The following is a 23,510-nucleotide window of genomic DNA, read 5'->3' as shown; positions in this document are numbered from 1 at the left end:
CATGGATTTACACAGATTTACGGAATTGCTTTATATAACAAATTCTAATTTTTAAGAGAATTCCTTCTTTATTTTTTCAGAAAGATCCTCTGGCCCTTGTACATCTTTTATTTTCTCATACGTTTTCCAGGCTTTTTTGATAATTTTTTCATCATTACTGGCCTTACCCACCTTTATTAGGGTAAGTGCATAAAGAGATAAATACCCTACATCTTTTTTATATGTAGAATATACTTCATCAAAATAAGGTAATGCTTCCTCATAATTTTCATTGAGACAATTCAACATTCCATACATATATTTTACATCATTCTTTACTTCTCCAGAGTTTTCATATAGCTTTTCAGCTTTTTTCAAATTGTTTAATCCATTATCAAAATCATGCAGAACAATTGCAGTATTGGCTATTCCATAATATCCTTCCGGACTATTAGGAAAGTACTTTACCATTTCCTGAAACTTTTCTCTCGCCATATCAGCTTTTTCGGATCTCATCAATTCGATGGCAAAGTTTTGCTTAAATTCTGGAGATTTATTCTGGGCTAGGCTATCTGCTACGTAATAATAAGCAAGAGCATCATCATGCTTTTCCTGTAATCTGAAAAGATATCCTGCCATAAAATAAGCATCACAATAGGTAGGATCTTTATCTGCAATTAGCACCATAGCATTGGCAGCTTTTTCATAAAGATCAGGATAGCTCAGGGCAATAATAGCTGCATCAAATTTCTTTTTGGATTCTTCTTTTTTTGGGGTACAATAGTTGATTTTTCCTGAAAAATAACTTTGTGAAAACCCCTTAATAGAAAGGATAAGTATAAAAATAATTACTAGTTTTTTCATGGTGCAAAAATAAAAAAGTGGATGATAACATCCACTTTCTGTATATAAATATTTTTTTTATTTATTTCAAATGCTTTGTAATTGATTCGCTCGTAGGTTTTGTTGTGCTTACATAGCTATCAATCAGTTTCCCGTTTTCATCGATCAGGAATTTGGTAAAATTCCAAAGGATCGTTGTATTTTTTACTCCGTTGAGTTCCTGTTCCGTTAAATATTTAAAGATCGGTGCCGTATCATCCCCTTTTACAGAAACCTTTGCAGCCATTGGAAATGTTACGCCATAGTTTTTCTGGCAGAATGTTCCGATTTCAGTGTTAGTACCAGGTTCCTGACCGCCAAAGTTATTCGCTGGAAAACCTACTACAACCAATTTATCTTTATATTCTTCATATACTTTTTCAAGATCTGCATACTGAGGAGTAAACCCACATTCGGAAGCGGTATTGACGATTAGGATTTTCTTTCCTTTGAAATCCGCAAAGTTGATCTCCTTTCCATCAAGGCTTTCTACTTTAAAATCATATATTGTTTTTCCCATAAGTTCATTGGTTTTAGCTTTAGAAATTTCACTTTTTTGGTTGGTGCAGCTTTGCAGGAACGCTGTTAATGAAAGCAACAGTAAAAAAATATTTTTCATTTCTTATAAATTTTACGCAGTCTGAACTGCAGATGAATTAAAACTTAAAGATATTCGCAGGAAAAACCTTGTTGATATCTATTCTATTAAGTAACATTACATAATCTCCATCTTTTTTAGGGCTTGAAGACTCTATCCTGAAAGGCATCGTAAGATTTCCTACTTTTTTATAATCGGAATATACGACGGTTTCTTCTTTTTTAATTTCCTTTAAAAGCATATAAGTGGTTGTATCAAAATAATACATATTCTTATTTACATTCTTGGTAAGTTCCACTTTATGGCAATAAACCTCACCTACTTTTTCTTTTCCAAGGTATTTGGCAACAAAGCCTTTATTTTCCCAGTCAATAAAATCGTTATCAAAATTTTCCGGCACATATTCCGGATATTCCTGAAGCTTATTGGCAGCATAATTCATTGCATAGCCTTTGTTTCCGTCAAAACCTTCAATCGCTGTTTCTTTCCCACCAGTTACAATAATGGTTTTGGTAAGATTGGGACGTTGTTGGTATATTTTTATGGGATACTCATCTTTGATTCCTAATACTACTTTTCCTTGTAACAATACGGAGTTTAAAAGCTTCCAATTGGTTAAACCTCCGGATAATTCAATATTTTTATCTATAATTTCCTTTGCGGTCTGGGCATAATACAGTGAACTTGTAACGGTAAAAAGGACTAAGTATATTATTTTTTTCATTTAGCTTTATTAAAATAGTTATTTAAAGAAGGTTTAAAAATCAAGTCTGGCTTGCTTTTTTTATGTTGGGGAACCAGATTTCCATTTATATATTTAAAAACCATTCCCGGATCTTCTTTAAAACCTAACGTTTTTGTAAGATATAATATTTTATTTTCAAATCGATAAGTAACAGGATCTTTTCTTTTTTTCTCTCCGGAAGGTATTTGTAAATACGACGGAAATACTTCATTATTTTTAAACTCTAAAACCAGAAAAGTGTATCTATCATAGGCACCGTTGCTGGTTGCCACACAACTATGATGAATCTGGGCATAGAATTTTTTATGATTCAGACTCTGAGATTTCAAACCTGAACCGTAGAATAATGTTATTAAAAATAAGATCTTTACCAAAATAACTTATTTATCAATTCAAATATAAGAGGAATTGGGATAAAAAGCAAAAAGGCAGAGAAAGTAAAATCGAAATGATGCTATTCTCAAATTATTTTATTTTTAAATTAACTTCCTTGCTTTTTCCAGATCTTCTGGTGTATCAATCCCTACTCCAATGAAATTGGTTTCTATCATTTTGATTTTCATTCCGTACTCCAAGTATCGGATACATTCGATCTTTTCAGATATTTCCAATGGTTTCATTTCCAGTTTTGAAAATTGTAATAAGGCTTCTTTTCTGAATGCATATACCCCGATATGCTTAAAGTAGCTCACATCATAGGAAACTTCTCTGTGGAAAGGAATGGCAGAACGACTGAAATATAATGCAAAACCGTTATTATCAGTAATTACTTTTACATTATTGGGGTTTTCTATTTCTCCTTTTTCGGACAATTTTATTTTTAAGGATGCCAGAGAAATCTCTTGTTGTATATCTTGTTTAAAAACTTCGATCAGTTGTTGTAAGGGTTCCAGCTTAAGGAACGGTTCATCGCCCTGAACATTAATTACGATATCACAATCGATATTCTGTACAGCTTCAGCTATGCGATCGCTTCCTGTTTCATGTTGTCCTGTCATTACAGCTTTTCCTCCATTCCTGGTGATTTCATCAAAGATGATTTCAGAATCTGTAGCTACAAATACTTCGTCAAACAGTCCTGTTTCTACTACATTTTGATAAGTGGTGGTAATAACAGTTTTTTCTCCCAGTGTCTGCATTAGTTTTCCTGGAAAACGGCTTGCTTCATAGCGTGCAGGGATGACAGCGATTATTTTCATTCAGTAAATATTAATTAAGTCTTTTCAAGCTATCTCTCCAAAATAAAGAGTGATAGGGCTTATTCAGACCAAAAATAGTGAAAACTATTTTAGTTTGTCCTATAAATGTGGTATTCTGACTAATTTCCTCATTAAAATCTGCAATTTTTATTCTTTTCAAAAAACAAAATTCCCACATTTTCGATGAAAATGTGAGAATCGGATATAGATTTTTATTTAAATGAGTCAATGCATTAAAAGGATAGCTTTACCCCTACCATATTATATTCCCATTGGCGGGATGCCATAAGGTCAAATTTATATTTTGTTTTTCCTATTGTTTTTTCTGAAGAGGTATATCTGCTTTTTGAGATTGTTTTTCCAATAAAATACCCCATTAATAATGCTACCGGATAATCGGAAGCCCAGTGAACTTTACTTTGCATCATCTGAAAACATAAAGCTCCGGCTAATGTATATCCTACAGGTTTTATCCATTTTGCATCCGGATAGTTGTCTGCAATTACGGTAATACCAGCCATAAATGTTGTTAAGTGCCCAGATGGCATAGCATCATAATTAGAAGTGTTTTTTCCAAATGCTGAAAAACTTGGAAACGGATTCCAAGCACCGCCTTTATTTCCATTTTCTTCTGCAATAAACGGGCTTTCTCTTCCGGTAATTCTTTTGATCGTTTGAGTGAAAACTCCGGAAAGAATTAAACTTTCCATTAATCCACTGGCTGTAGCTTGCGCTCTATAATCATTTTTAATCAAACCATAGGCTCCAAAACCAATTCCCAGGAATACCAATGTAGATCCATTTCCTATAAGATATAATGTAGATCCGATGTCTTTAGGAATTTTGAAAACCCCACCCAGTTTGGTATAGTTGTTATCTTTATCCATTCCCCATCTTTCTCCTAACTCTCTTGAATTATCAATTAATTTTTGATCAAAAGGAATAAGGATGAGTGTTGAGGCAATGGCACCTCCTAAATAGTAAGCATGATCTTTTGCTACAAAGTCTTTATTAGTATCAATAAAATTTCGAGGCAGCTTGGTCACAAAATCTAGTAATTTAGGCTTTGGATACGTTCGTACAGATCCGTCTTTTAGGGTATATGTTTGTACTTTAGGGAGTTCAGGTGTCTGTGATAATTCTTTTACCTGAAGTGTATCTATTTCTTGTGAACATACCAATATAGACATTGGCAATAGCAAAAATCTCAATTTTTTCATCGTTGTTGTTTTCAACCCTGTTTATTCTTAGCTTATAAAGGGCTCAAAGATAATTCCTTGTTATCCTTATTACAAAATATTTATTTAATTTTTAATATTTATTTAATTTTTTGTAAAATAATAACCAGGCCTTAGTTGATATAATTGATCATGAAAATGATACCATAGATCCAGGAAATATAGACAAACGAGTATAAAAAGCCGAATCCAATGCTTTTTACAAAATCTCCTTTGCATTTGCGAGAGTTTTTAAATACATAACGCAATGCCCGAAAAAAAATCCAATATAGCATGGCAGCCAGAAATAATAAGGCCGACCAAAAGAAAAGCCCTAAAAAATAGGAAAGGAATATAAGCACAATGGAAAATATAATCCATAAGAAGATTGAAATGATGAATCCTCCTATTCCATCTCCGACTGCAGGAGGATCAAAATCAAAACCATCCATTACAGGAGTTTTGTTGGCATATTTCTTTATTCTTTCCTTGTTTAAAATACCTCCCATATTATCTTTTAATTTCAGACCATAATATAACCCTAAAGTAATAAACAGGAAAAATGCTCCTGCCAAAATAGAGGTTGATAAGATAGAATTTTGAAATAATGAGCGATGATCACCTTTCCCGGAAAGCCAAACACTGATGATCACTATTGGAATGATAACCAGTGTGGAATAGAACAGATATTTTGTTTCAATAAAGGATTTTCTGGAAGGTTTCATGGGTTATAAGGTTGTAAAAAAGCTTCGACTCCGCTCAGCGCGATAATTACTATAATGTACCAATATAACAATATACCAGTGTAACAATGTACCAATTTTTCTATTGGTGGCTATTGTTACACTGGTACATTTATAAATGAATTAAACTTATTACTTCAGATTATTCAAAGCAGTTTCCAATTTCGGAAGCATTCCTTTGATTTCATCTACAGCTAACCCTCCAACGGAAGCACGGAACCAAGGTTCAGATGTATCTTCCCCGAATGCTGAGAACGGAACTAAAGCAACCCCTGCTTCATTGATTAAGTAAAATACAAGGTCTGAAGAGTTTTCAAGAACAACTCCATCAGGTTTTGTTTTTCCGATATAATCTAATTTGATAGTAAGGTAAAGTGCTCCCATCGGCTCAATACTGTCTACCGTTAAACCTTTCCCTTTCAGATCCTGAATTCCACCATGAAGAACTTTTAGGCTTTCTTCCAATTTTCCTTTGAAGTCTTCTACGAATACATTTACATTTTCAGGATTTTCATAGAATTTTGCTGTAGCTTCCTGCTCTGGTTTTGGTGCCCAAGCTCCAACGTGAGTAAGAAGTGCTTTCATTTTATCAATGATATGTGCAGGTCCGAATCCCCAACCTACACGTACTCCTGTAGCAGCCAGACATTTTGAAATCCCATCGATATACACTGTATATTCTTTCATTTCAGGGAAAAGAGAAACCGGATCTACATGTTCTGCACCAAAAGTAAGGTTAGAATAGATCTGATCATACATTAAGTATAATGGTTTTTCGTCTGCTCCTCTTTTTTTGTTTTCAGCAATTACCAATTCACAGATTTCAGAAAGTTGTTCCCTTGTGAACATGGTTCCTGTTGGGTTCAATGGAGAGCAAAGTGCCAATAGAACTGCTCCGTCCAAATGAGGTCTTAAATCATCTGCTGTTGGAAGGAAATTGGTTTCAGGCTTTGTTTTTACTTCTACAGCATTGGCTGAAGTAAGGTAAGCATAGTGATTGTTGTTCCATGATGGTGTAGGATATACTACTTTATCTCCTTCGTCTACGATGGTTTTGTATACGGCATAGATCAACGGTCTTGATCCTGCTGTAATCAAAATATCATTGGGTGAATAATCCAGATTCCATCTGTTTTTTAAGTCTTTGGAAACTTCTTTTCTTAAAGATAAAAGTCCGTTGGCAGGTGGATAGTTTGTCAGGTTATTCTGATAGGCTTTCTGAATCTCCTCCTTCAGCAATGCTGGGATAGGATAGATATTAGAATTCAGGTCACCAATAGTAAGATTGGCAATTTCTGCACCTTTTGCTTTTAGATCATTTACTTCGTTACCAATTTTTACAATTTCAGAACCGATCAGGTTCGCTGCTAATTTTGAAACTTTCACTTTATTTCTTATTTAAAATTTACTAATATTTTATCTTTTCAAATTGATTCTCTCTTCTATCTGATCCACAGGTACATGGGCATCATAAGCGGCTATTAGTTCTTTAGTTTTTTTTGCAGTAGCAGAGTTTGGATATTTTTTGATGAGTGTGCTGTACGCTTCCTTTTTATCATCATAAATTTTTCCTTCCTCATTATCATAGATACGATCACTGTCCATTCCCAGAAGATAATCCAGCAAATAATTGTGGTAATTATCTTTTGCTGCCCTTATTAATTGGCTTTTGGGATATTTATTGATAAAATTTTCCCATTCGATCAAACGATCTCCTAATTCTTCCCAGGTAATTAAAAGACCACCATTCACAGCATAGTTTTCCTTATTGTCTTTTGCCATCTGCGAGATATAGGCTCCATAATCAGGAGTTACTTTATTTTTAAAGACAGACTCATAATATCCTGGTAACGAATGAATTTCTGTAAGTCCTTCTCCCATTTCACGGAATTCAAGACCTGCTTTATTCAGCTCGGCTGCCATTTTCTTTATGTTATCCGGCAGGTGCTCGGTTCCCGGTTCATTCGTGTGATAATCAATATATTTATCTAATATCTCAGTTTGTGAATCGTTAAAACAATCGGTGTACTTATCTCTGATTTTCACATAATCTTCGTACACTTTATTGTTCTGTTCCGGACTGTTTCCTGCAATTTCCTTATCAATTTTCGTACGATACCATTGAAGAGCTGCAATATAATCTTCCGTTTTATTGTTGGAAGAACAAGCTGTATCAATGGGTTTGTACTGATTCTCTTTGGTTTCGTTTTTAGCAATTGAGTCGTTTACAGATTTTCCATCCGGAACTGCAGTCTCCTTTTTACAAGAAACTACAGCTACAGACAGTATGCAAACTGCTACTATTTTTTTTATCATATCTGCTTTACAAGAGATTAATCCAGTTTTAAATCTGTTTTAACGGCTTGAATTTTTGCTTCCAATGATTTTAATTTATCTTTAAAATCTGCTTCAGAAGAGATCGCATCTTTTACTGAAACATAGAATTTAATTTTCGGTTCTGTTCCTGAAGGTCTTACACACACTTTAGTTCCGTCCTGTGTATAGTAAATCAATACGTTAGATTGTGGAATTTCGTTCATTACTTTTTTCTCTCCTGTAGAAATGGTAAGACTTGTCTGTTCTTTGAAATCTTTTACTTCTTCTACTAATGAACCTGCTAATTCTTTTGGAGGGTTTTCACGGAAGTCTTTCATCATATTCTGAATTTCTTCAGCACCTTGTCTTCCCTTTCTAACAATATTGATTAATCCTTCAAAATACATCCCCAGATCTTCATAGATTTCGATCATGTATTGATACATTGTTTTCCCGTTGGCTTTACACCATGCAGCAATTTCACAAGCTAAAAGGATACTTCCACAAGAGTCTTTATCACGAACAAAATCTCCGGTCATGAATCCGAAACTTTCTTCTCCACCACACACAAATTTCTGAGTTCCTTCAGCTTCACGAATCATTTTTCCGATCCATTTGAATCCTGTAAGACCTACTTTACATTCAACCCCAAATTTCTGTGCAATATCATAGAAAATATCAGAAGTTACGATGGTAGAACCAATGAATTCTTTACCTGTAATTCTGCCTTGTTTTCTCCATTCATTCAGGATGTAATACGTAAGGATTGTATTGGTTTGGTTTCCATTCAATAATTGCATTTCACCATCCAGGTTTCTTACTGCAATTCCTAATCTATCCCCATCCGGGTCTGTTCCAATCACGATATCAGCATTGGTAATCTTTGCAAGATCCATAGCCATCTCTAATGCTGCTGGTTCTTCCGGATTTGGAGAGTCTACAGTAGGGAAATTTCCGCTTGGGATCATCTGTTCTTTAACCAAATCTACTTTTTTGAAACCTGCTTTTGCTAATGCTTTAGGAATCGTAGTATAGGTAGTTCCGTGAATAGAGGTGAAAACAATATTTAAATTTTCTTTTCCTTCGTTTTGGTATGTAGAGTTTTCAATACATGCATCAATGTAAACGTCATCTTGCTCCTCTCCGATCCATTCGATCAAGTCATCATTTCCGTTGAATTTAATTTCTTCAAATTTCACAGAATATACTTCTTTGATAATGGCCTCGTCGTTTGGCGGAACGATCTGTGCACCGTCATTCCAATATACTTTATACCCGTTATATTCAGGTGGATTGTGAGAAGCTGTTAATACGATTCCGCCGTTACATTTTTTATCACGAACCGTGAAAGACAATTCAGGAGTTGGTCTGTGATCTTTGAAAAGCAATACTTTAATTCCGTTTGCTGTTAAAACATCTGCTACCAGTTTCCCGAATTCTTTTGAATTGTGGCGCACATCATAAGCAATAGCAACTTTGATTTCCTCTCCTTTGAACTGCTCAAGCATATAGTTGGCCAATCCCTGAGTCGCCTGTCCTAATGTATATTTATTTAAGCGGTTGGTTCCTACTCCCATTATTCCACGCATACCTCCTGTTCCGAATTCCAATTCTCTATAAAAAGAGTCTTCCAGATCCGGGGAATTGCTATCGATTAATGCCTGTACTGCACTTCTCGTTTCTGCATCGAAGGTATCACTTAACCAAAGTTTCGCTTTTTCTAATGTATTCATATTTGTATGTTGTTCTTTTTTATAGTTCGTAAAGTTCTCGTTTAAATTTTACTGTTTTAATCCAGTTTTTTATTTTCAACCTTAGTTGTTTTCTCTACTTTAAATGCTTTGATCGGATCATTATAGTAGATGAATTTTGCCGTGTTCTGGATATTTCCTTTTAAAGAGTCTTTTACATTTACCTCAGCATAGTTTCCATTTTTAGAATCGATATTCAGGTTGGTAATTTTCCAGTAAGGAGCAATTAAGCTTGCTGTATCTGAAATCTTGATCACGGCATCTTTGGTTAATCCTAAAAAGTTGGCACGGCTTCTGTTATGCATTTCCACTTCTGCCCTTCTTGTATTGACAGATCCCATGAAGCTTGCATTGTTTTTCATATTCAGTCTGAAATTATCGGTTTTAATTTCACTTGAAATATTTACTTCAACGGAGTCTGAAACAGCTACTTTTTCAAGGTTATATTTTGAATAGATCGTTACATTGTAAAAATCAACACCTTTTGTTCCTCTTTTTTCTTTGATGGTAAGGGTTTTATCCTTTACATCTACATCCAAATTACTGGCTACGTTAGGATAGGTCTCTATTTCCACGAAGTTCTTTTCCCCTCTGGCATAAAATACACGGAATTTACCATCCAGATCCAGGTTTACAAATTCCGGAACGTCCACATCTTTCTTTTCAATATTTCCTTTTGGGGAAACTTTCCCGCAGGAAACTACGGCAACCAGCATCAATGTGTATAGTACTTTTTTCATATTTAATTTTAAATATTCTACTGATGATCATTATGATCTGCTTTATTGAAAGTTTTCAGGGCTTTCAACAATATCTTTTAACAAAAATAGGATTAAAATTTCTAAAAATCTTTGTCTTTTGGCAATAAAATACCTGATAATATTCAATTTTTCAGTTTTCAGGTGGAAGCTGTTTTTTGTATTTTATTCTTTTATAAAACCATGTATAAGGTTTCTCAGACATTGATGACAACAGCAAATAGTCTTTATTGATATAGGAGATTTTCATTTGTACTGTATCTTTACCTTCACTGTATTTCATTTTCACCAGGTTATTTTTACTTTGGTAATTTCCTGTAAGGTCTCTGGAGTCAAAAGAATTATTTTGATGAAAACTCAAAATGCCTGTTCCGTACTTGGAATGATTCTGTTTGTTTTTCAAGGTATCAATCTTTGGCACTGTTCCTTCATATAGTTCTATAAATTCCCATGAACCTATCAATCTTTTGGATGAACATGAGGATATAGACAATAGAAATATAACAGCAAACAGTCTTTGTACATTAGGCATTTAATATTATTTAAGGGTTATATTCGGCGTAAAAATAAATAAAAAACACCCTATTTTCTAAGGGTGCCTCTCTTTATATTCTTTATATAGGACTTATTTAATTTTAACGCAAAGCTCTCTAATCAATAATGAGAGTAATATTGGAAATAGCTTATTTATCATTGATCAAATGTCATATCGAAAATATCCACCTGTACTTTAGGGATTTCCTGCTCTATATTATCTTTCTTAAGATATACTTTACCGGTTTTAAAATCTGGTGATAGTTTTAGATGAATTTCAAAATCTTTCTTCCCAACCTTTTCATAAAAATCTTTAAACAGTTTTACCAGTTCCTGCTCGCGACCTCTTTGCACCTCGTACGTTTGTTTTTGGGGTTCTTCTCCATTTACATTGCCTGAATAAATACGAATGGTAAATTTCCTGCCGGCTGAAGTTTCAAATTCACCATCGATCTCCAATGGGATCGCTTTGGGAGATGGCTTGGTTAAGTAATCTATTCCAGAAATACATCGAGCATTTTCTCCATTGATATAGTTAATTATTATATCCTTTTCTTTTATTTCAAAAGAATTGTTAAAGTCAGCTACCTTAAAAGTATAGCTCCAGGGATAATGAAGGTTTATATCTTTCCAAATCTGGGTATTGATTCTTTTTTCTGAAATTTCCTGCTGCGTTTGAAGAGGCATTTCACCTTGAAAATGTTTTACCGCATTATTCCTTTGTTCATTACTTTTATTTCCAAGATCAGTCCATTGCAACGAATGGCTTTCTTTCGCTAAAAAATCACCAACTAAGAGAGAATTCCCTCCCAGTAAATAAAGAAATACCTGCCCACCAGGAGCAAGGGCTATTTTAAAATATTTATAATTGGAACTTTCTTTACAGTTTAATCCTTCCTTAAATAGCTTCGACAGTTTTTCATAATCCAATTTAAAATCGCCTTCATAAAACTTATCTTCCGCATAAGAAAACCATCTGATTTTCATACCGAAAGGAATGGGTCGATATTGTTCTCCTACAATCATAACTCCGGAATCTCCATTCCACCATTGAGATTGCAGAACCTGTCTACTAGGAATTCCAGCGATTTCTTCTCCTTTATTATCATAAAAAGATCCATCTACAATCTCCATATTATATCCCATATCGGCAGTTGTCAAAGTCAGCCATTCGTACTTATTGTTCATATTATTTATTTTTTCGCAACTAAAAAATTGCAAAACAATCAATAATGAGAGTAATATTGGGAATAGCTTATTTATCATTGATCAAATGTCATATCAAAAATATCTACTTGTACCTTAGGGATTTCCTGCTCTACATTGTCTTTCTTAAGATATACTTTACCAGTTTTAAAATCTGGTGAAAGTTTTAAGTGGATCTCAAAATCCTTCTTTCCTATTTTTGTATAAAAATCTTTAAACAACTTCACCAGTTCCTGCTCGCGACCCCTCCTTATCTCATAAGGCTGCATCTTAGGTTCTTGTCTATTTACATTCCCAGGATAAATACGAATAGTAAATTTTCTTCCCGCTGATGTTTCAAATTCTCCATCGATCTCTAATGGAATAGCTTTGGGAGAGGACTGTGTCAAGTAATCTACGTCAGAGATACACCATGCTTCCTCACCATTAATATAATCAACCCCCATTTTCTGTTTTTTCAAATCAAAAGAATTGTTAAAGTCAGCTACTTTAAAAGTATATTTCCATGGATAATGAAGGTTTATATCTTTCCAAATCTTGGTATTGATTCTTTTTTCTGAAATTTCCTGTTGGGTTTGAAGAGGCATCTCTTTTATATTAAGGTTTACCAATTCATTCCTTGTAATTTCTGTATGCAAAGGCAGATGCATTTCTTTTTTAAAATCATTAACAACATATTCCTTAGCCTGATAACTTCCCACCAAAAGAGAATTGCCACCCAGTAAATAAAGGAATACTTGTCCTCCAGGAGCAATAGATACTTTAAAATATTTATAATTAGAACTTTCCTTACATTTTAACCCTTCCTTAAATAGGCTAGACAATTTTTCATAATCCAACTTAAAATCACCTTCATAAAACTTGTCTTCTGCATAAGAAAACCATCTGATCTTCATACCAAAAGGAACAGGACGATATTGATCTCCAGCTATAACTACTCCAGAATCGCCACTCCACCATTGAGACGATAAAGTCATATCAGCAGGAATGCCTGCAATATCTTCATATTTTTCATCATAGAAAGTACCTCCTTTTATTTCCATTGGATATCCCATATCGGCAGTTGTCAAAGTCAGCCATTCGTACCTATTGTTCATATTGTCTATTTTTTCGCAACTATTAACTAACAGCCCAATTATCAGTAATAGTCCTAATAACTTTTTCATAATATTTTTTTAACCTTTTAAAATATCTCTTTCTGGTTTTCCGTTTACATAACGTCCATCCATTTTAAATGTCTCATCATCTTTATTTGAACGATGAAGATATTTATTTCGAACCCACATTAATTGCTCTTTAGGAAGCGTAACTGCAAGAGAATTAATACCATCGTTTTTAATTGCATAATCATACAACTCTCCCTTTACAGTTTGTAATTCTTTTGATACGGTATATATGTTATCAGTTGTTTTTTTAAATACCATTTTTCCATGCTTCTCACAAAATGTTTTCATAATTGCAAAAGGAATATATTGGTAGCTATTAGACAACCCTTTTCTTACTCCATATAATGTATATAAATGACTGTAAGAAAGATTATACAGTTTAGAAAAATTGGTTTTAAGTTCTTTTGTAATCATAAACTGCTCCGGCTGATACCATCCTTCTTCAATATAGCGTTTTTTTATTTTTTCAAGTTCTTTTTTTGCTGTAATGTCATTATCTCCATATACCATGTATTCTCCTAAATATCTTTTTTCGTCACTTACTTCGCTATAGCCCCCGCCAATATCCGAATGTACTCCAGGCATGGTAAGCTGATATCCTACACCCGCTTTTACAGAACTATCAATATTAGTCAATTTAAAATTATTCCTGTATTCATCAGCAGCAGCTAATTGTACTATCTTTTTTGCTCTATTTTTTAATTTCAACTGAAGCTCTATAACATCATTTAAATGGAGGATACCATAAGATGCAACGGTATCAAACAAACCAATAAAGTTAAAGGTAATATCTTGAAAACTTTTTAAATTCAGCTTAATCATGATTAATGAATCTTGAGACAAAAAATACCTTGCGGCAGCTGCGCCACGACTAAAGCCAAATACATTGATCGTGACCTTTCCAATAGATACACCTTTATCGAAATATTTTTTATCGGCAAAATCCTTCATTTGTTGTATTCCCCGCTGTACTTTATCCTTAATACCCCTCATGTAAATAGCGATACCCGTACCCAATGCTCCCCCCGGAAAGGTCTGATCCATTTTCTTATCTTCCGTACCTATCCCTTCTGTATAAATTTTAATAATATCTTCATTTTCTTTAACATCATTATTCATATACAATAAAGCCACATTGGAGTAGAAATTAGTATAACTATCATCTTTTTTATTACTTTTCCTGTTATAAACATCTGTTTTTCCAATCCTTTCCGTAGTATTAGTCATATTGTTCATGGTTCCATCAAAGAACATATTGAAAACTACATTTTTTTTCACTTTATCGTTTTGTTTAGGCTTTTTATCGGGTGCAGCAACTACGACAGGCTTATTCGTTGGTTGCGGCTTATCAACATGCTGTACGAGCTCATTTTGTACAACTAGCTGTATTTTTTCTTCTGTACGGTTGATATAATTTTCATATTTTACCTTGATATAATACTCATGTTCGCTTTCATCAATCCAATCTTTTTGTTCAGAGCATCCTGATAAAGACTGAGTTGATTAAAATACAGATAGGCAAATCCTTTATCATCTACGCCACTGGTCGTATACACTCCCATTGTACGGTCTCCAGTAGTATCATCTTCATACACGGATATTTTCAGGGAATCCCCTTTTGGGATATTGATTGTTTTAATGGCTAATCGTATTTTATCCAGATACCCCACCTTCCTTTTTCCTATGGGTTTACCTCTGAAATCCTGCCATTCTATGGATAGAATTTTTGGATTTCCCAAAAGAACGTATAAATCAATAGAATATTCAGTATTTTTACTATTCTGAGTAACGACAGCAATAAGTCTTACTTTCTTTCCTGCCAGATTGGGATGAAATTTAAAAATTCCCGCAGCGTTGGTCGATAGTATCTTACCGTTGTATTCTATTTTCCATTCTTTTACTTTAGGATTTCCTGTGATGGCCAGCAGGCTGTAGTTGTATAATTTATAAGTAAGAGGTCTTGTTTCTCCTATAATTTTCATCAATGTATTTTTTAAAGTTTAACGATATCCTCTTCCTCCTCTACAACTTCTTCTTTCTTCAAATCAACAAACGGAAATATTTCTGCAAGCACCTCGGAACGTGCATTATTTGTGTTTTGTTGCGAAATTTCCGCTGTTTGTCCATGGTTGATAATGGTAATACAATCCGGGCTTCCTATCGGACAGGTCGCTTTACTGTCTTCCAACAGAGCTTTCCCCCCATTATCTTCCAGTGTAATGTTCTGATAATAACCGCTCCATTGGGTGATGGTAACCTGACAAGGATTGTTGTTCATTTTAGCACAACTTCCAAAGGTATTTTTCTCGAAAGTTTTACCAATATCTACGTGAGTAGCCGTCAGTTTACTACTGCCATCCTTATCGTTAATGTATCGTTTGCTCTGGGTTTTCACCAGCAACTTATCCGGAGCCGTGCCGAACTGGCATTTACATATAGCCCCCTGGCATACTAAATGTTTCTCGCTCATTGTGTTTTTGTGTTTTTACAATTTTATTTTGTTCTAAGGCTTACATGAACCATCTAAAGGATAGATCATTCGCTCTGGAAATTTCTTATTCCGGTAACAAAATAGGTCGAAATTTAAGTATGCCCTTTTTTAGGGTCACAATATATTTCATACCATTAATTTTAATGATTAGGTATATCAAATATAAGATTCTTGCCGATATATTTCAATAACAATATCAATTTCATTATTTTGATGAAAAGATGATAATCTCCCTACGATCGAAGAAATACTTTTTGTCTCTCTATCAAGTTGATAAAGAAGGTCAAGAGTACCTTTCTTCAAATCCGTCGTAATGGGGCTATTTACTTGTTCTCCTTTTACATGGATGAGAATTTGATCATGATCCGTCAGCATTTTTTGTAACGAAAAAACAGCTGTATAAGAAATGCTCTTCCCCAGAGAAGGAAATAGAAGCTAAGTATTTCTTCTTTCTGATAATCAGGATATGAAGTGTATAGCGGTATAAAGTAAGTTGCATAAAACAGATTGTAATGCAATGCTTCTGTACTTCCGCTCATCTTTTCATAAAATCGGTTTAACTTCTCAATGATTTCATCTGCTGCCTCTCCTACGTAATATTCTTGTATTTTGGGGTAATATTCTTCCTTCCACCGCTTTCTGATCTCATTTCCGTTGAGTATTTCTTCTGTTCTTCCGTCTTTTTTTAAAGAAATTTGTAGTGGATAGAGCGCCTCACTTGCTGTTTCCATTAGCTTTTCAACCATCAATTCTATTTCCTGATCATTGATGTACATTTTTCTCCTGACAACGGATACAATCAGCTCTCTTTTTCTTTGGATATCAACAAGGTATTGTATTTTTGTCTCCGGAAGAAGAGTCGTAATCAATATACCATAGGTAGATTCTTCAAGGGTATCGGGAAGTGTTATTTGTGAAATGAGAAGGCTTTTCTCTTTCCATTTGCTTTTCTTTTCAGCAGGGATATAAATATATTTAAGGTATTTCGGTAGATTTCCCGGAATAATTTCGTGTAAAGCACAATGCTGATTGTGAAAGGCAATCAGTTCTTCCTTAGAAATATCGTATTCTCTGGAAAGGGAATCCAGATCGGTAATATCTTTAATTTCAATTCTAATATTTTCCATTTGTGTGTTTTTCATCTCACACTAATATCGGAAAATAAATGTATGAATCAAAAAAATACCCCAGAAAGCATATCACTTCTGAGGTATTTTTTTGTGTATATTGATACAGTCTAATTTTCAGCAGGCAACGAATATATTGCTGCAGTAACCAAAATTGCTACCAAAATAATAGCTACAATTAACGGTTTCCAAATTGCTTTTCTGGGATATTGTTCTTCATTCGAAAAGTACTTTGGAACAAAGTAATACGAAAGTATTGATCCCCCTGCAAGGCCACACAAATAGGCAAGTGAACTTTTAGGGTTTTCAGGAATACTCACAATAATTCCGGAAAGTATAGTGATTATAATAGAAACACCCAATACTAAATAGGCCTCTTTTTTCTTATTTACTGCGGTTAGATTCTGATATAATAAAACCCCACCAAAGAGTGTTGATAGAAAAATAGAAAATCCTAAGATTACTTTTTTAGAATAAATTTTGGGTAATTGTCCTTCCATTATATCACTTCATCAATATTATAATTCTTATGCTCGCGGTTGGTTCTGATGATCATTTCTCCTAAGAATCCGGCTACAAATAGCAAAGTTCCCATAATCATCATGGTTAAAGCAATGTAAAACCAAGGATTATTGGTGATTAAATGGCCATAGATTCCTCTGGCTACATCAATCAGCTTGGATACTCCCAGCCATAATGCTGAAAGGAAACCTAAAATAAACATTACAGTTCCTACTGCTCCGAAGAAATGCATTGGTCTTCCTCCAAAACGGCTTACAAACCAAAGGGTTACCAGATCCAAAAATCCTCTTACAAATCTCTCCGTTCCGAATTTCGAAGTCCCGTAAGGTCTTGCCTGATGCTGTACTTCTTTTTCCGTAATTCTTCTGAAACCTGCATTGGCAGCTAATACCGGAATGTAGCGGTGCATATCTCCATATACATCTACAGATTTTACCACTTGCTTTTTGTAAGCTTTCAAACCACAGTTGAAATCGTGAAGATAAACCCCGGAAACTTTTCTTGCTGCTGCATTGAAGAGTTTTGACGGAATATTTTTCGTCATTACATTATCAAAACGTTTTTTCTTCCAACCGGAAACAATATCGTAATTGTCCTGAATGATCATATTATACAGTTCAGGGATTTCTTCCGGAAAGTCCTGTAAGTCGGCATCCATGGTAATTACTACATCACCGTTTGTTCTTGCAAAGGCAGCATGAAGTGCCTGAGATTTCCCATAATTTCTGGAAATTTAATAGCGTGGATCTGAGGATACTGTACTTTCAGGTTCTCAATAATACTCCACGATAAATCCGTACTTCCGTCATCTACAAACCAAATCTCGTAAGATAAACTGCTGGTTTGACAGACTTTATCAATTCTTGAAAAAAGCTCTTCCAGAGAGTCTTCTTCGTTCAGTAACGGAATAACTATAGATAAGTTCATTTAATTTTAATAAAAATTAGTCTTGATTTGTTTCTTCGGGCTGATAGATACTTCTTGTTCTGAAAAATGCTCCGAAAAACACCGACAAAACTACGTAAAATATAAGAATTGCTGCAAAATATCCTGAAAAATGACTTGCAGTAAGCATATCTTTTCCTTTTACAACGTCTGGAGCAAAGCTCTGTACTCTCTCTTTATACTTCTGATCCAGCTCATCAATATCTTTCTGATGCTTCAAAATTTTTCTCGCTGAAGTATATTCTGTATCCAGTTCCGACTTCTGTCTTTGGACATATTGATAGTTCAAAAGCTTTTTTGCATCAGTATCTGCAAAGTTTAAAAATGCATAAATACTGAATATTGAAAGAATCCCTCCGATAAACATCGGAATGAATGCTCTTTTGAAAGCTTCCTTAAAAGTTACCACTCTATTGTTGTTCCAATAGGTTTTTACCGACCAGAATGCGGCTCCGGTGTATAGAATTGGCAATACAAAAGTATTGGTTTTCAGTGATATATCAAAATAATTGATTCCTGAAAAAAAAGTGTACACTACAAAGAAAACGATCATTGTAGCGATAAAAAGTATAATTCCTAGTGTTGATGGACTTTTCGTCATGTTAAATTTTTTAGAAAAAAGTTGAAAAATTATTCCCCTAAATGTCAGCCGATTAGCTCTACTACTGCATTTTTTCGACAAATTTTCTTTAATAAAGTTTTGAAGTTTACAAATATTTCCTACCTTTGCAACGGCAAGTCCTAAACAACCAGCTCCTGAGAATCCTCCAGGGTGGGAACGCAGCAAAGGTAATTGGTCGTAGCGGTGTGATTTAGGTAGCTTGCCATTTTTTTTTGGTTTAAAGTGAGAAGAGAGGTAATTTGATAATTATCTTTTTTTGTTTTTAATACCTTACGCATCTTTTTCATTATTCTAATTGTTATATTACCTCCGTCTTATTATTGATTAAAATTCGAACGTCTCTCCTAATTTTGGTAAAACAAGTTCTACATTTTTATCAGCGAAATGCTTTAATGCACTTTCATGGTTGATTTCAATCGCTGGGAATGTATCAAAGTGACATCCGATTACCTTTGGAGTTTTTAAAAGTTCTGCGGCAGCGAAAGACGCTTTTCTAGGACACATTGTGTAGTGGCTGCCAATTGGAAGGATAGAAAGATCGATATTTCCGTATAATCTTGGGAATAGCTCCATATCCGCCATTACTCCTGTATCTCCAGCTAAATATACATTCTTCCCTTCAGGTAATCTGAAAATATACCCTACAGGAACACCACCATAGCTTCCATCAGGGAAAGAACTCGTGTGGTGAGCCGGAACCATGGAAATTTTAAGATCGCCGATTTTTGCCGATCCTCCGAGGTTCACATCGTCTCTATTTTTAGCTTGTGTAAAGTATCCGCATACTTCTGGCACTCCAATCACTGTTGCTTCCGGATAATGCTGCAATACTTCCGCTACATCGGCAATATGATCGCCATGAGCATGGGTCAACAAGATGTAATCGATTTTGTGTGCGGTAATATCAAAACCTGATTCCGCTTTTTTGTAGTTGTAGAAAGGGTCACTTAAAATTGTTTTGTCCTTATACGTGAACAGGAAACAATTTTGCCCTAAAAATTGTATTTTCATTGTAAATTTAATTTCAATTATGATGAAACACAAATGACTCAAATAATTTCACGAATAGCACCATTAGTTTGGTAATATCCGTAAAAGCATTTGTGCCATCCATGTTTTCTTTTAAAACGCTAAGCGTTGTTTATTTACTTTACCTATTTCGATGGGAATTTATCTTCAATCAGCCTCAGATTGATCCCATGTTCCAGATACGCTTTACAGCCGTCTAAAACGGTCGTAAAACCACCTGTATTGTCATTAACCTGTCTTAGGAGGTCTTCACCTGTTTGAGTGAATCCATAGCTCTTAATGACAACAAGAGTTCCGTTTTCCATGGTTTTAAATTCATAGTCTACGTGTACCGAAGGTTCTCCCCATTCTGTTTTAATCAGTTGGTTCGGAATAATCTGATGAACGTTTACTACGTTTTTTACGCCGTACATTTCCCATTCCCAGGTTACTGTTTTCCCTTCTTCTAATTTTCCGGTAGATTTTGTAAACCAGAAATTAGTGGTTACTTCAGGATTGATGAATGCTTCAAAAACATCTTCAATCGGTTTTCTGATAAGCATTTGTGCTTCGACATAGACATTGGAACTCATAATATAATATTTTTAGATTTAGTTAAATAAATTAAGTCCAGCTGCTGTAAGAATTGCCATTATAAACGTCATGATCCCAACCTGCTTTAAATACTGATCTAATTCCTTTGGCTCTTTTACCGACATGATACTTCTTCTCAGTTTCATCAAAGGAAACATAAGGATCATTACAATAAAAACATAATAGTTCTGTTCCTGAAAGAATCCATTGATTCCGAGGAAAGCAAAAATCAATATCAAAGGAAGTTGTAACAGAATCATTTCATAGATCATTGCATTTTTGAATCCGATTCTTAATGCAAAACTGTTTTTTCCCGACAGCTTATCACTTTCAATATCTCTCATATTGTTCAGGTTCAGCACTGCCATACTCATCATTCCTACTGCAGTTCCCGGCAACATCATATCCCAGCTGAATGTTTTTGTAAACAGGAAATAACTTCCGCATACAGAAACCAATCCAAAGAAGATAAATACAAAGATATCTCCCAGTCCCATATATCCGTAAGGCTTCTTCCCTACTGTATATCCGATGGCGGCTAAAATACAAGCTACACCCAATCCTATGAAAATGTAAAATTCATTCATATAATTTGGAATGAAAGCAACATACAATAATGCAATCGTAGCAATGAAAGCCAGTGCTGAAAAAAGAATCACCGCATTTTTCATCTGTTTAGCCGTAATTTTTCCTGAGGCTACTGCTCTTGCTTCTGCTTCATTAATTCTTTTTGCATCGGTTCCTTTTACCCCATCACCATAATCATTGGCATAGTTTGATAAAATCTGATACAAAAGCGTTACCAAAAGTGCCAGGGCAAAAATCTTCCAGTCCCATGTTCCGCCTTCTCTGTACAGCCTCCATTTTGCAATAAAAGCTCCCATAATAATTCCGCTTAATGATAGCGGCAAAGTTCTTAGCCTTGCGGCTTTTATCCAATCAGTCATATTATTTTTCTTGTATTCATATACAATGTATTCATGTAAAATGATAAAACGACACTCATATCATTACTACTTTTTACATGAATACATCCATACAATATTTACGATATCCACTTATCGTCTCCGAAATTCGGTTTTCTTTTTTCAAGGAATGCATTTCTTCCTTCCTGAGCTTCTTCAGTCATATATGCTAAACGAGTTGCTTCTCCTGCAAATACCTGTTGACCAACCATTCCATCATCAGTAAGGTTCATTGCAAACTTCAACATTCTGATAGACATTGGAGATTTCCCTAAGATTTCCTGAGCCCATTCATAAGCAGTATCTTCCAATTCTGCATGGGGAACTACTTTGTTTACCATTCCCATTTCAAATGCTTCCTGAGCGGAATAATTTCTTCCTAAAAAGAAAATTTCACGAGCTTTTTTCTGACCGACCATTTTTGCAAGATAAGCTGATCCATACCCTCCGTCAAAACTCGTTACATCAGCATCAGTTTGCTTGAAAATTGCGTGTTCTTCACTCGCTAAAGTCAAGTCACAAACCACATGAAGTGAGTGTCCACCACCTACAGCCCAACCCGGAACTACGGCAATTACCACTTTAGGCATGAAACGGATCAGACGTTGAACTTCCAGAATATTTAGACGGTGTCTTCCATCTTCTCCTACATACCCCTGGTGACCTCTTGCTTTTTGATCTCCGCCACTACAGAAAGCCCAACCTCCATCTTTAGGACTTGGCCCTTCTCCTGAAAGCAAAACAACCCCTATTGAAGAGTCTTCAGAGGCATCATAAAAAGCATCGTATAATTCTGACGTTGTTTTAGGTCTGAAAGCATTACGTACTTCCGGTCTGTTGAAAGCAATTCTTGCTACACCATTACATTTTTTATAGGTAATATCATCGTATTCCTTAACGGTTTTCCACTCGATCATTTTGTTAAAATTTTTCTCAAAGATACGGAATTACAGAGAATTTCTAGGGATGAAATTTACCGATCCTCTTCAGAAGGAAGAGAAATTTTGGATGATAAATTTTAAACTATAAATCTTGTTTTTGTTAAAAACAAAAGCCGAAACATTGAATGTTCCGGCTTTTTATTGTTAAGTTACAAAATGATTACTTTGCAGCTGCACTTAGCTCAGCTTCTTTAGCTTTCATTTCTTTTACTTTATCCATGTTTTTAGTGACTACATAAATTTCTTTTAATGTACTAACGGCATCGATATTCTTAGGATCTGCTTTATACCAGCTTTCTGCAAAAGGTAAAGCTTGAGTAAATCTGGCTTTTCTCTCATCGATTAACTTAGTTGCTGCATCCGGCTTGTCTTTTCTCAATGCATTGATCTCCGTTACAATTTTAGAATCATCTCCAATTGTTGTATAAACAAGGTTTTGATAAGCATTAGCAAAATCAGGCTTAAGCTCAATCGCTTTTTTGAATGACTCTAATGCATCATTAACGGTAGCCGGAGTTTTTGCTTGCATTACTCCAAGGTTATACCAGTTTGTAGCGTCATTAGGATTCTTTGCTAACTGCTCTTTCAATCCAACAACAAATTTCTCTGTATTTCCTGATGCAAGATAAGCATTGGTTTGATCTTCTTTAAGCTTAGCATTATTAGGATATTTAACTAAACCTTTTTCAATGATTACAAGAGCTTCATTGGGTTTCTTAGCATTAAGAAGTAGTGAAGATAGAGTTTCATACAAGTCTACCTCTACCCCTTTTGATTGCTCGCTTTTGAAGTCTGTATAATCAGAGTTTTTCTTCATAAGCTCCCAAGTAGCCTTATCTAATGGTACTACATTTCCGGTTTTCTTTTCTTTAGCGGTATAAGAAGTTTCTACTCCCGTAAATCCAGAATTCACAAGATCTGTATATATCTTAATAGCCTCATCACTGTTGTTGGCTAATGCATGACTAAGTCCTGCATAATACATATATAGTTTGTTGTCTTGTTTATTAGCTTTTAATAAGTCATAAACTTCTACAAACTTAGGTGCTGCAGCTGCATAATTTTTTGCATTATATGCATCCATAGCCGCTTTGTTAGCAGCCTGAAGCTGAGCATTTACATCTCCCTTCTGTCCGAAAACCAAAGCTGATGCTACGATAGCCATCCCTAAAATTAGTTTCTTCATAATAACTATTTTATA

25 protein-coding genes, 1 other RNA gene and 1 pseudogene are annotated in these 23,510 nt (G+C 34.7%); 1 reads left to right on the top strand and 26 read right to left on the bottom strand.

The features are described from left to right. Positions 1-51: 51 nt before the first annotated feature. From QWZ06_RS12375 to QWZ06_RS12275, 21 genes and pseudogenes are all read right to left on the bottom strand, one after another. Entirely contained in the window at positions 52-843 is a 792-nt protein-coding gene (locus QWZ06_RS12375) for a tetratricopeptide repeat protein (protein WP_290298409.1), read from the bottom strand. A 61-nt stretch (positions 844-904) separates the two neighbouring features. Further along, complete coding sequence (locus QWZ06_RS12370) at positions 905-1,480, bottom strand: glutathione peroxidase (protein ID WP_290298408.1); 576 nt, start codon at positions 1,478-1,480, stop codon at positions 905-907. A 37-nt stretch (positions 1,481-1,517) separates the two neighbouring features. After that, positions 1,518-2,183, bottom strand: a complete 666-nt coding sequence (locus QWZ06_RS12365) for a histidine kinase (protein ID WP_290298407.1) — start codon at positions 2,181-2,183, stop codon at positions 1,518-1,520. After that, positions 2,180-2,578 carry a hypothetical protein gene (locus QWZ06_RS12360; protein ID WP_290298406.1) on the bottom strand — a complete coding sequence of 133 codons (399 nt, stop codon included), beginning with the start codon at positions 2,576-2,578 and terminating at the stop codon, positions 2,180-2,182. Before QWZ06_RS12360 ends, QWZ06_RS12365 begins: the two co-directional genes overlap by 4 nt. A gap of 102 nt (positions 2,579-2,680) precedes the next feature. Then, positions 2,681-3,403 (bottom strand): 3-deoxy-manno-octulosonate cytidylyltransferase, encoded by a 723-nt coding sequence (gene kdsB, locus QWZ06_RS12355; RefSeq protein WP_290298404.1) that lies wholly within the window; start codon positions 3,401-3,403, stop codon positions 2,681-2,683. Positions 3,404-3,636: 233 nt separating this feature from the next. Further along, positions 3,637-4,623, bottom strand: a complete 987-nt coding sequence (locus QWZ06_RS12350; RefSeq protein ID WP_290298402.1) for a phosphatase PAP2 family protein — start codon at positions 4,621-4,623, stop codon at positions 3,637-3,639. Between the two features lie 131 nt (positions 4,624-4,754). Then, positions 4,755-5,345, bottom strand: a complete 591-nt coding sequence (locus QWZ06_RS12345; RefSeq protein ID WP_290298401.1) for a hypothetical protein — start codon at positions 5,343-5,345, stop codon at positions 4,755-4,757. Positions 5,346-5,495: 150 nt separating this feature from the next. Beyond that, positions 5,496-6,749, bottom strand: coding sequence for a pyridoxal phosphate-dependent aminotransferase (locus QWZ06_RS12340; RefSeq protein WP_290298400.1), 1,254 nt, complete (start codon positions 6,747-6,749; stop codon positions 5,496-5,498). Between the two features lie 30 nt (positions 6,750-6,779). Then, positions 6,780-7,679 (bottom strand): hypothetical protein, encoded by a 900-nt coding sequence (locus QWZ06_RS12335; RefSeq protein ID WP_290298399.1) that lies wholly within the window; start codon positions 7,677-7,679, stop codon positions 6,780-6,782. Between the two features lie 17 nt (positions 7,680-7,696). Then, the gene (locus tag QWZ06_RS12330; protein WP_290298398.1) at positions 7,697-9,412 is read right to left on the bottom strand and encodes a phospho-sugar mutase; all 1,716 of its coding nucleotides are present in this window, start codon (positions 9,410-9,412) and stop codon (positions 7,697-7,699) included. A 56-nt stretch (positions 9,413-9,468) separates the two neighbouring features. Beyond that, a complete protein-coding gene (locus QWZ06_RS12325; RefSeq protein ID WP_290298397.1) occupies positions 9,469-10,170 on the bottom strand; it encodes a GIN domain-containing protein in 702 nt (233 codons plus the stop codon). Between the two features lie 151 nt (positions 10,171-10,321). Further along, entirely contained in the window at positions 10,322-10,720 is a 399-nt protein-coding gene (locus tag QWZ06_RS12320; RefSeq protein ID WP_290298395.1) for a hypothetical protein, read from the bottom strand. 158 nt (positions 10,721-10,878) lie between these two features. Next, the gene (locus QWZ06_RS12315; RefSeq protein ID WP_290298394.1) at positions 10,879-11,910 is read right to left on the bottom strand and encodes a DUF2931 family protein; all 1,032 of its coding nucleotides are present in this window, start codon (positions 11,908-11,910) and stop codon (positions 10,879-10,881) included. Positions 11,911-11,984: 74 nt separating this feature from the next. Further along, positions 11,985-13,025, bottom strand: a complete 1,041-nt coding sequence (locus QWZ06_RS12310; protein WP_290298392.1) for a DUF2931 family protein — start codon at positions 13,023-13,025, stop codon at positions 11,985-11,987. 78 nt (positions 13,026-13,103) lie between these two features. Next, complete coding sequence (locus QWZ06_RS12305) at positions 13,104-14,213, bottom strand: phospholipase effector Tle1 domain-containing protein (RefSeq protein WP_353959964.1); 1,110 nt, start codon at positions 14,211-14,213, stop codon at positions 13,104-13,106. 305 nt (positions 14,214-14,518) lie between these two features. Next, on the bottom strand, positions 14,519-15,076 hold the full coding sequence (locus QWZ06_RS12300; RefSeq protein WP_290298391.1) for a hypothetical protein: 558 nt from the start codon (positions 15,074-15,076) through the stop codon (positions 14,519-14,521). 11 nt (positions 15,077-15,087) lie between these two features. After that, positions 15,088-15,564: a DUF4280 domain-containing protein gene (locus QWZ06_RS12295; protein ID WP_290298390.1), complete on the bottom strand. Its 477-nt coding sequence runs from the start codon at positions 15,562-15,564 to the stop codon at positions 15,088-15,090. Between the two features lie 389 nt (positions 15,565-15,953). After that, the gene (locus QWZ06_RS12290) at positions 15,954-16,712 is read right to left on the bottom strand and encodes a hypothetical protein (protein WP_290298389.1); all 759 of its coding nucleotides are present in this window, start codon (positions 16,710-16,712) and stop codon (positions 15,954-15,956) included. Between the two features lie 110 nt (positions 16,713-16,822). Then, entirely contained in the window at positions 16,823-17,212 is a 390-nt protein-coding gene (locus QWZ06_RS12285) for a hypothetical protein (protein WP_290298388.1), read from the bottom strand. Next, positions 17,212-18,161 (bottom strand): annotated as a pseudogene (locus tag QWZ06_RS12280) (glycosyltransferase family 2 protein). Before QWZ06_RS12280 ends, QWZ06_RS12285 begins: the two are co-directional and overlap by 1 nt. A 16-nt stretch (positions 18,162-18,177) precedes the next feature. Next, a complete protein-coding gene (locus QWZ06_RS12275) occupies positions 18,178-18,780 on the bottom strand; it encodes a DUF4199 domain-containing protein (protein ID WP_290298387.1) in 603 nt (200 codons plus the stop codon). A 131-nt stretch (positions 18,781-18,911) separates the two neighbouring features. On the opposite strand from QWZ06_RS12275, the gene ffs reads away from it, so the two are divergent. Beyond that, positions 18,912-19,009, top strand: an RNA gene (gene ffs, locus QWZ06_RS12270) — signal recognition particle sRNA small type. Between the two features lie 116 nt (positions 19,010-19,125). On the opposite strand, the gene QWZ06_RS12265 is transcribed toward ffs, so the two are convergent. The 5 genes from QWZ06_RS12265 to QWZ06_RS12245 form a co-directional block, all read right to left on the bottom strand. Then, positions 19,126-19,812, bottom strand: a complete 687-nt coding sequence (locus QWZ06_RS12265; RefSeq protein WP_290298386.1) for a metal-dependent hydrolase — start codon at positions 19,810-19,812, stop codon at positions 19,126-19,128. A 143-nt stretch (positions 19,813-19,955) separates the two neighbouring features. Continuing rightward, positions 19,956-20,402 (bottom strand): SRPBCC family protein, encoded by a 447-nt coding sequence (locus QWZ06_RS12260; protein WP_290298384.1) that lies wholly within the window; start codon positions 20,400-20,402, stop codon positions 19,956-19,958. A gap of 18 nt (positions 20,403-20,420) precedes the next feature. Further along, on the bottom strand, positions 20,421-21,350 hold the full coding sequence (menA, locus tag QWZ06_RS12255) for a 1,4-dihydroxy-2-naphthoate octaprenyltransferase (protein ID WP_290298383.1): 930 nt from the start codon (positions 21,348-21,350) through the stop codon (positions 20,421-20,423). 98 nt (positions 21,351-21,448) lie between these two features. Continuing rightward, entirely contained in the window at positions 21,449-22,285 is an 837-nt protein-coding gene (locus QWZ06_RS12250) for a 1,4-dihydroxy-2-naphthoyl-CoA synthase (protein WP_290298382.1), read from the bottom strand. Between the two features lie 184 nt (positions 22,286-22,469). Next, positions 22,470-23,495, bottom strand: a complete 1,026-nt coding sequence (locus tag QWZ06_RS12245; RefSeq protein WP_290298381.1) for a tetratricopeptide repeat protein — start codon at positions 23,493-23,495, stop codon at positions 22,470-22,472. Positions 23,496-23,510: the final 15 nt, after the last annotated feature.

It is taken from the genome of Chryseobacterium tructae, from assembly GCF_030409875.1.
Taxonomy (GTDB): domain Bacteria; phylum Bacteroidota; class Bacteroidia; order Flavobacteriales; family Weeksellaceae; genus Chryseobacterium; species Chryseobacterium tructae.
The sequence above is the reverse complement of the archived record's forward strand: the minus strand, read 5'-3'. Positions and strand labels throughout refer to the sequence as shown.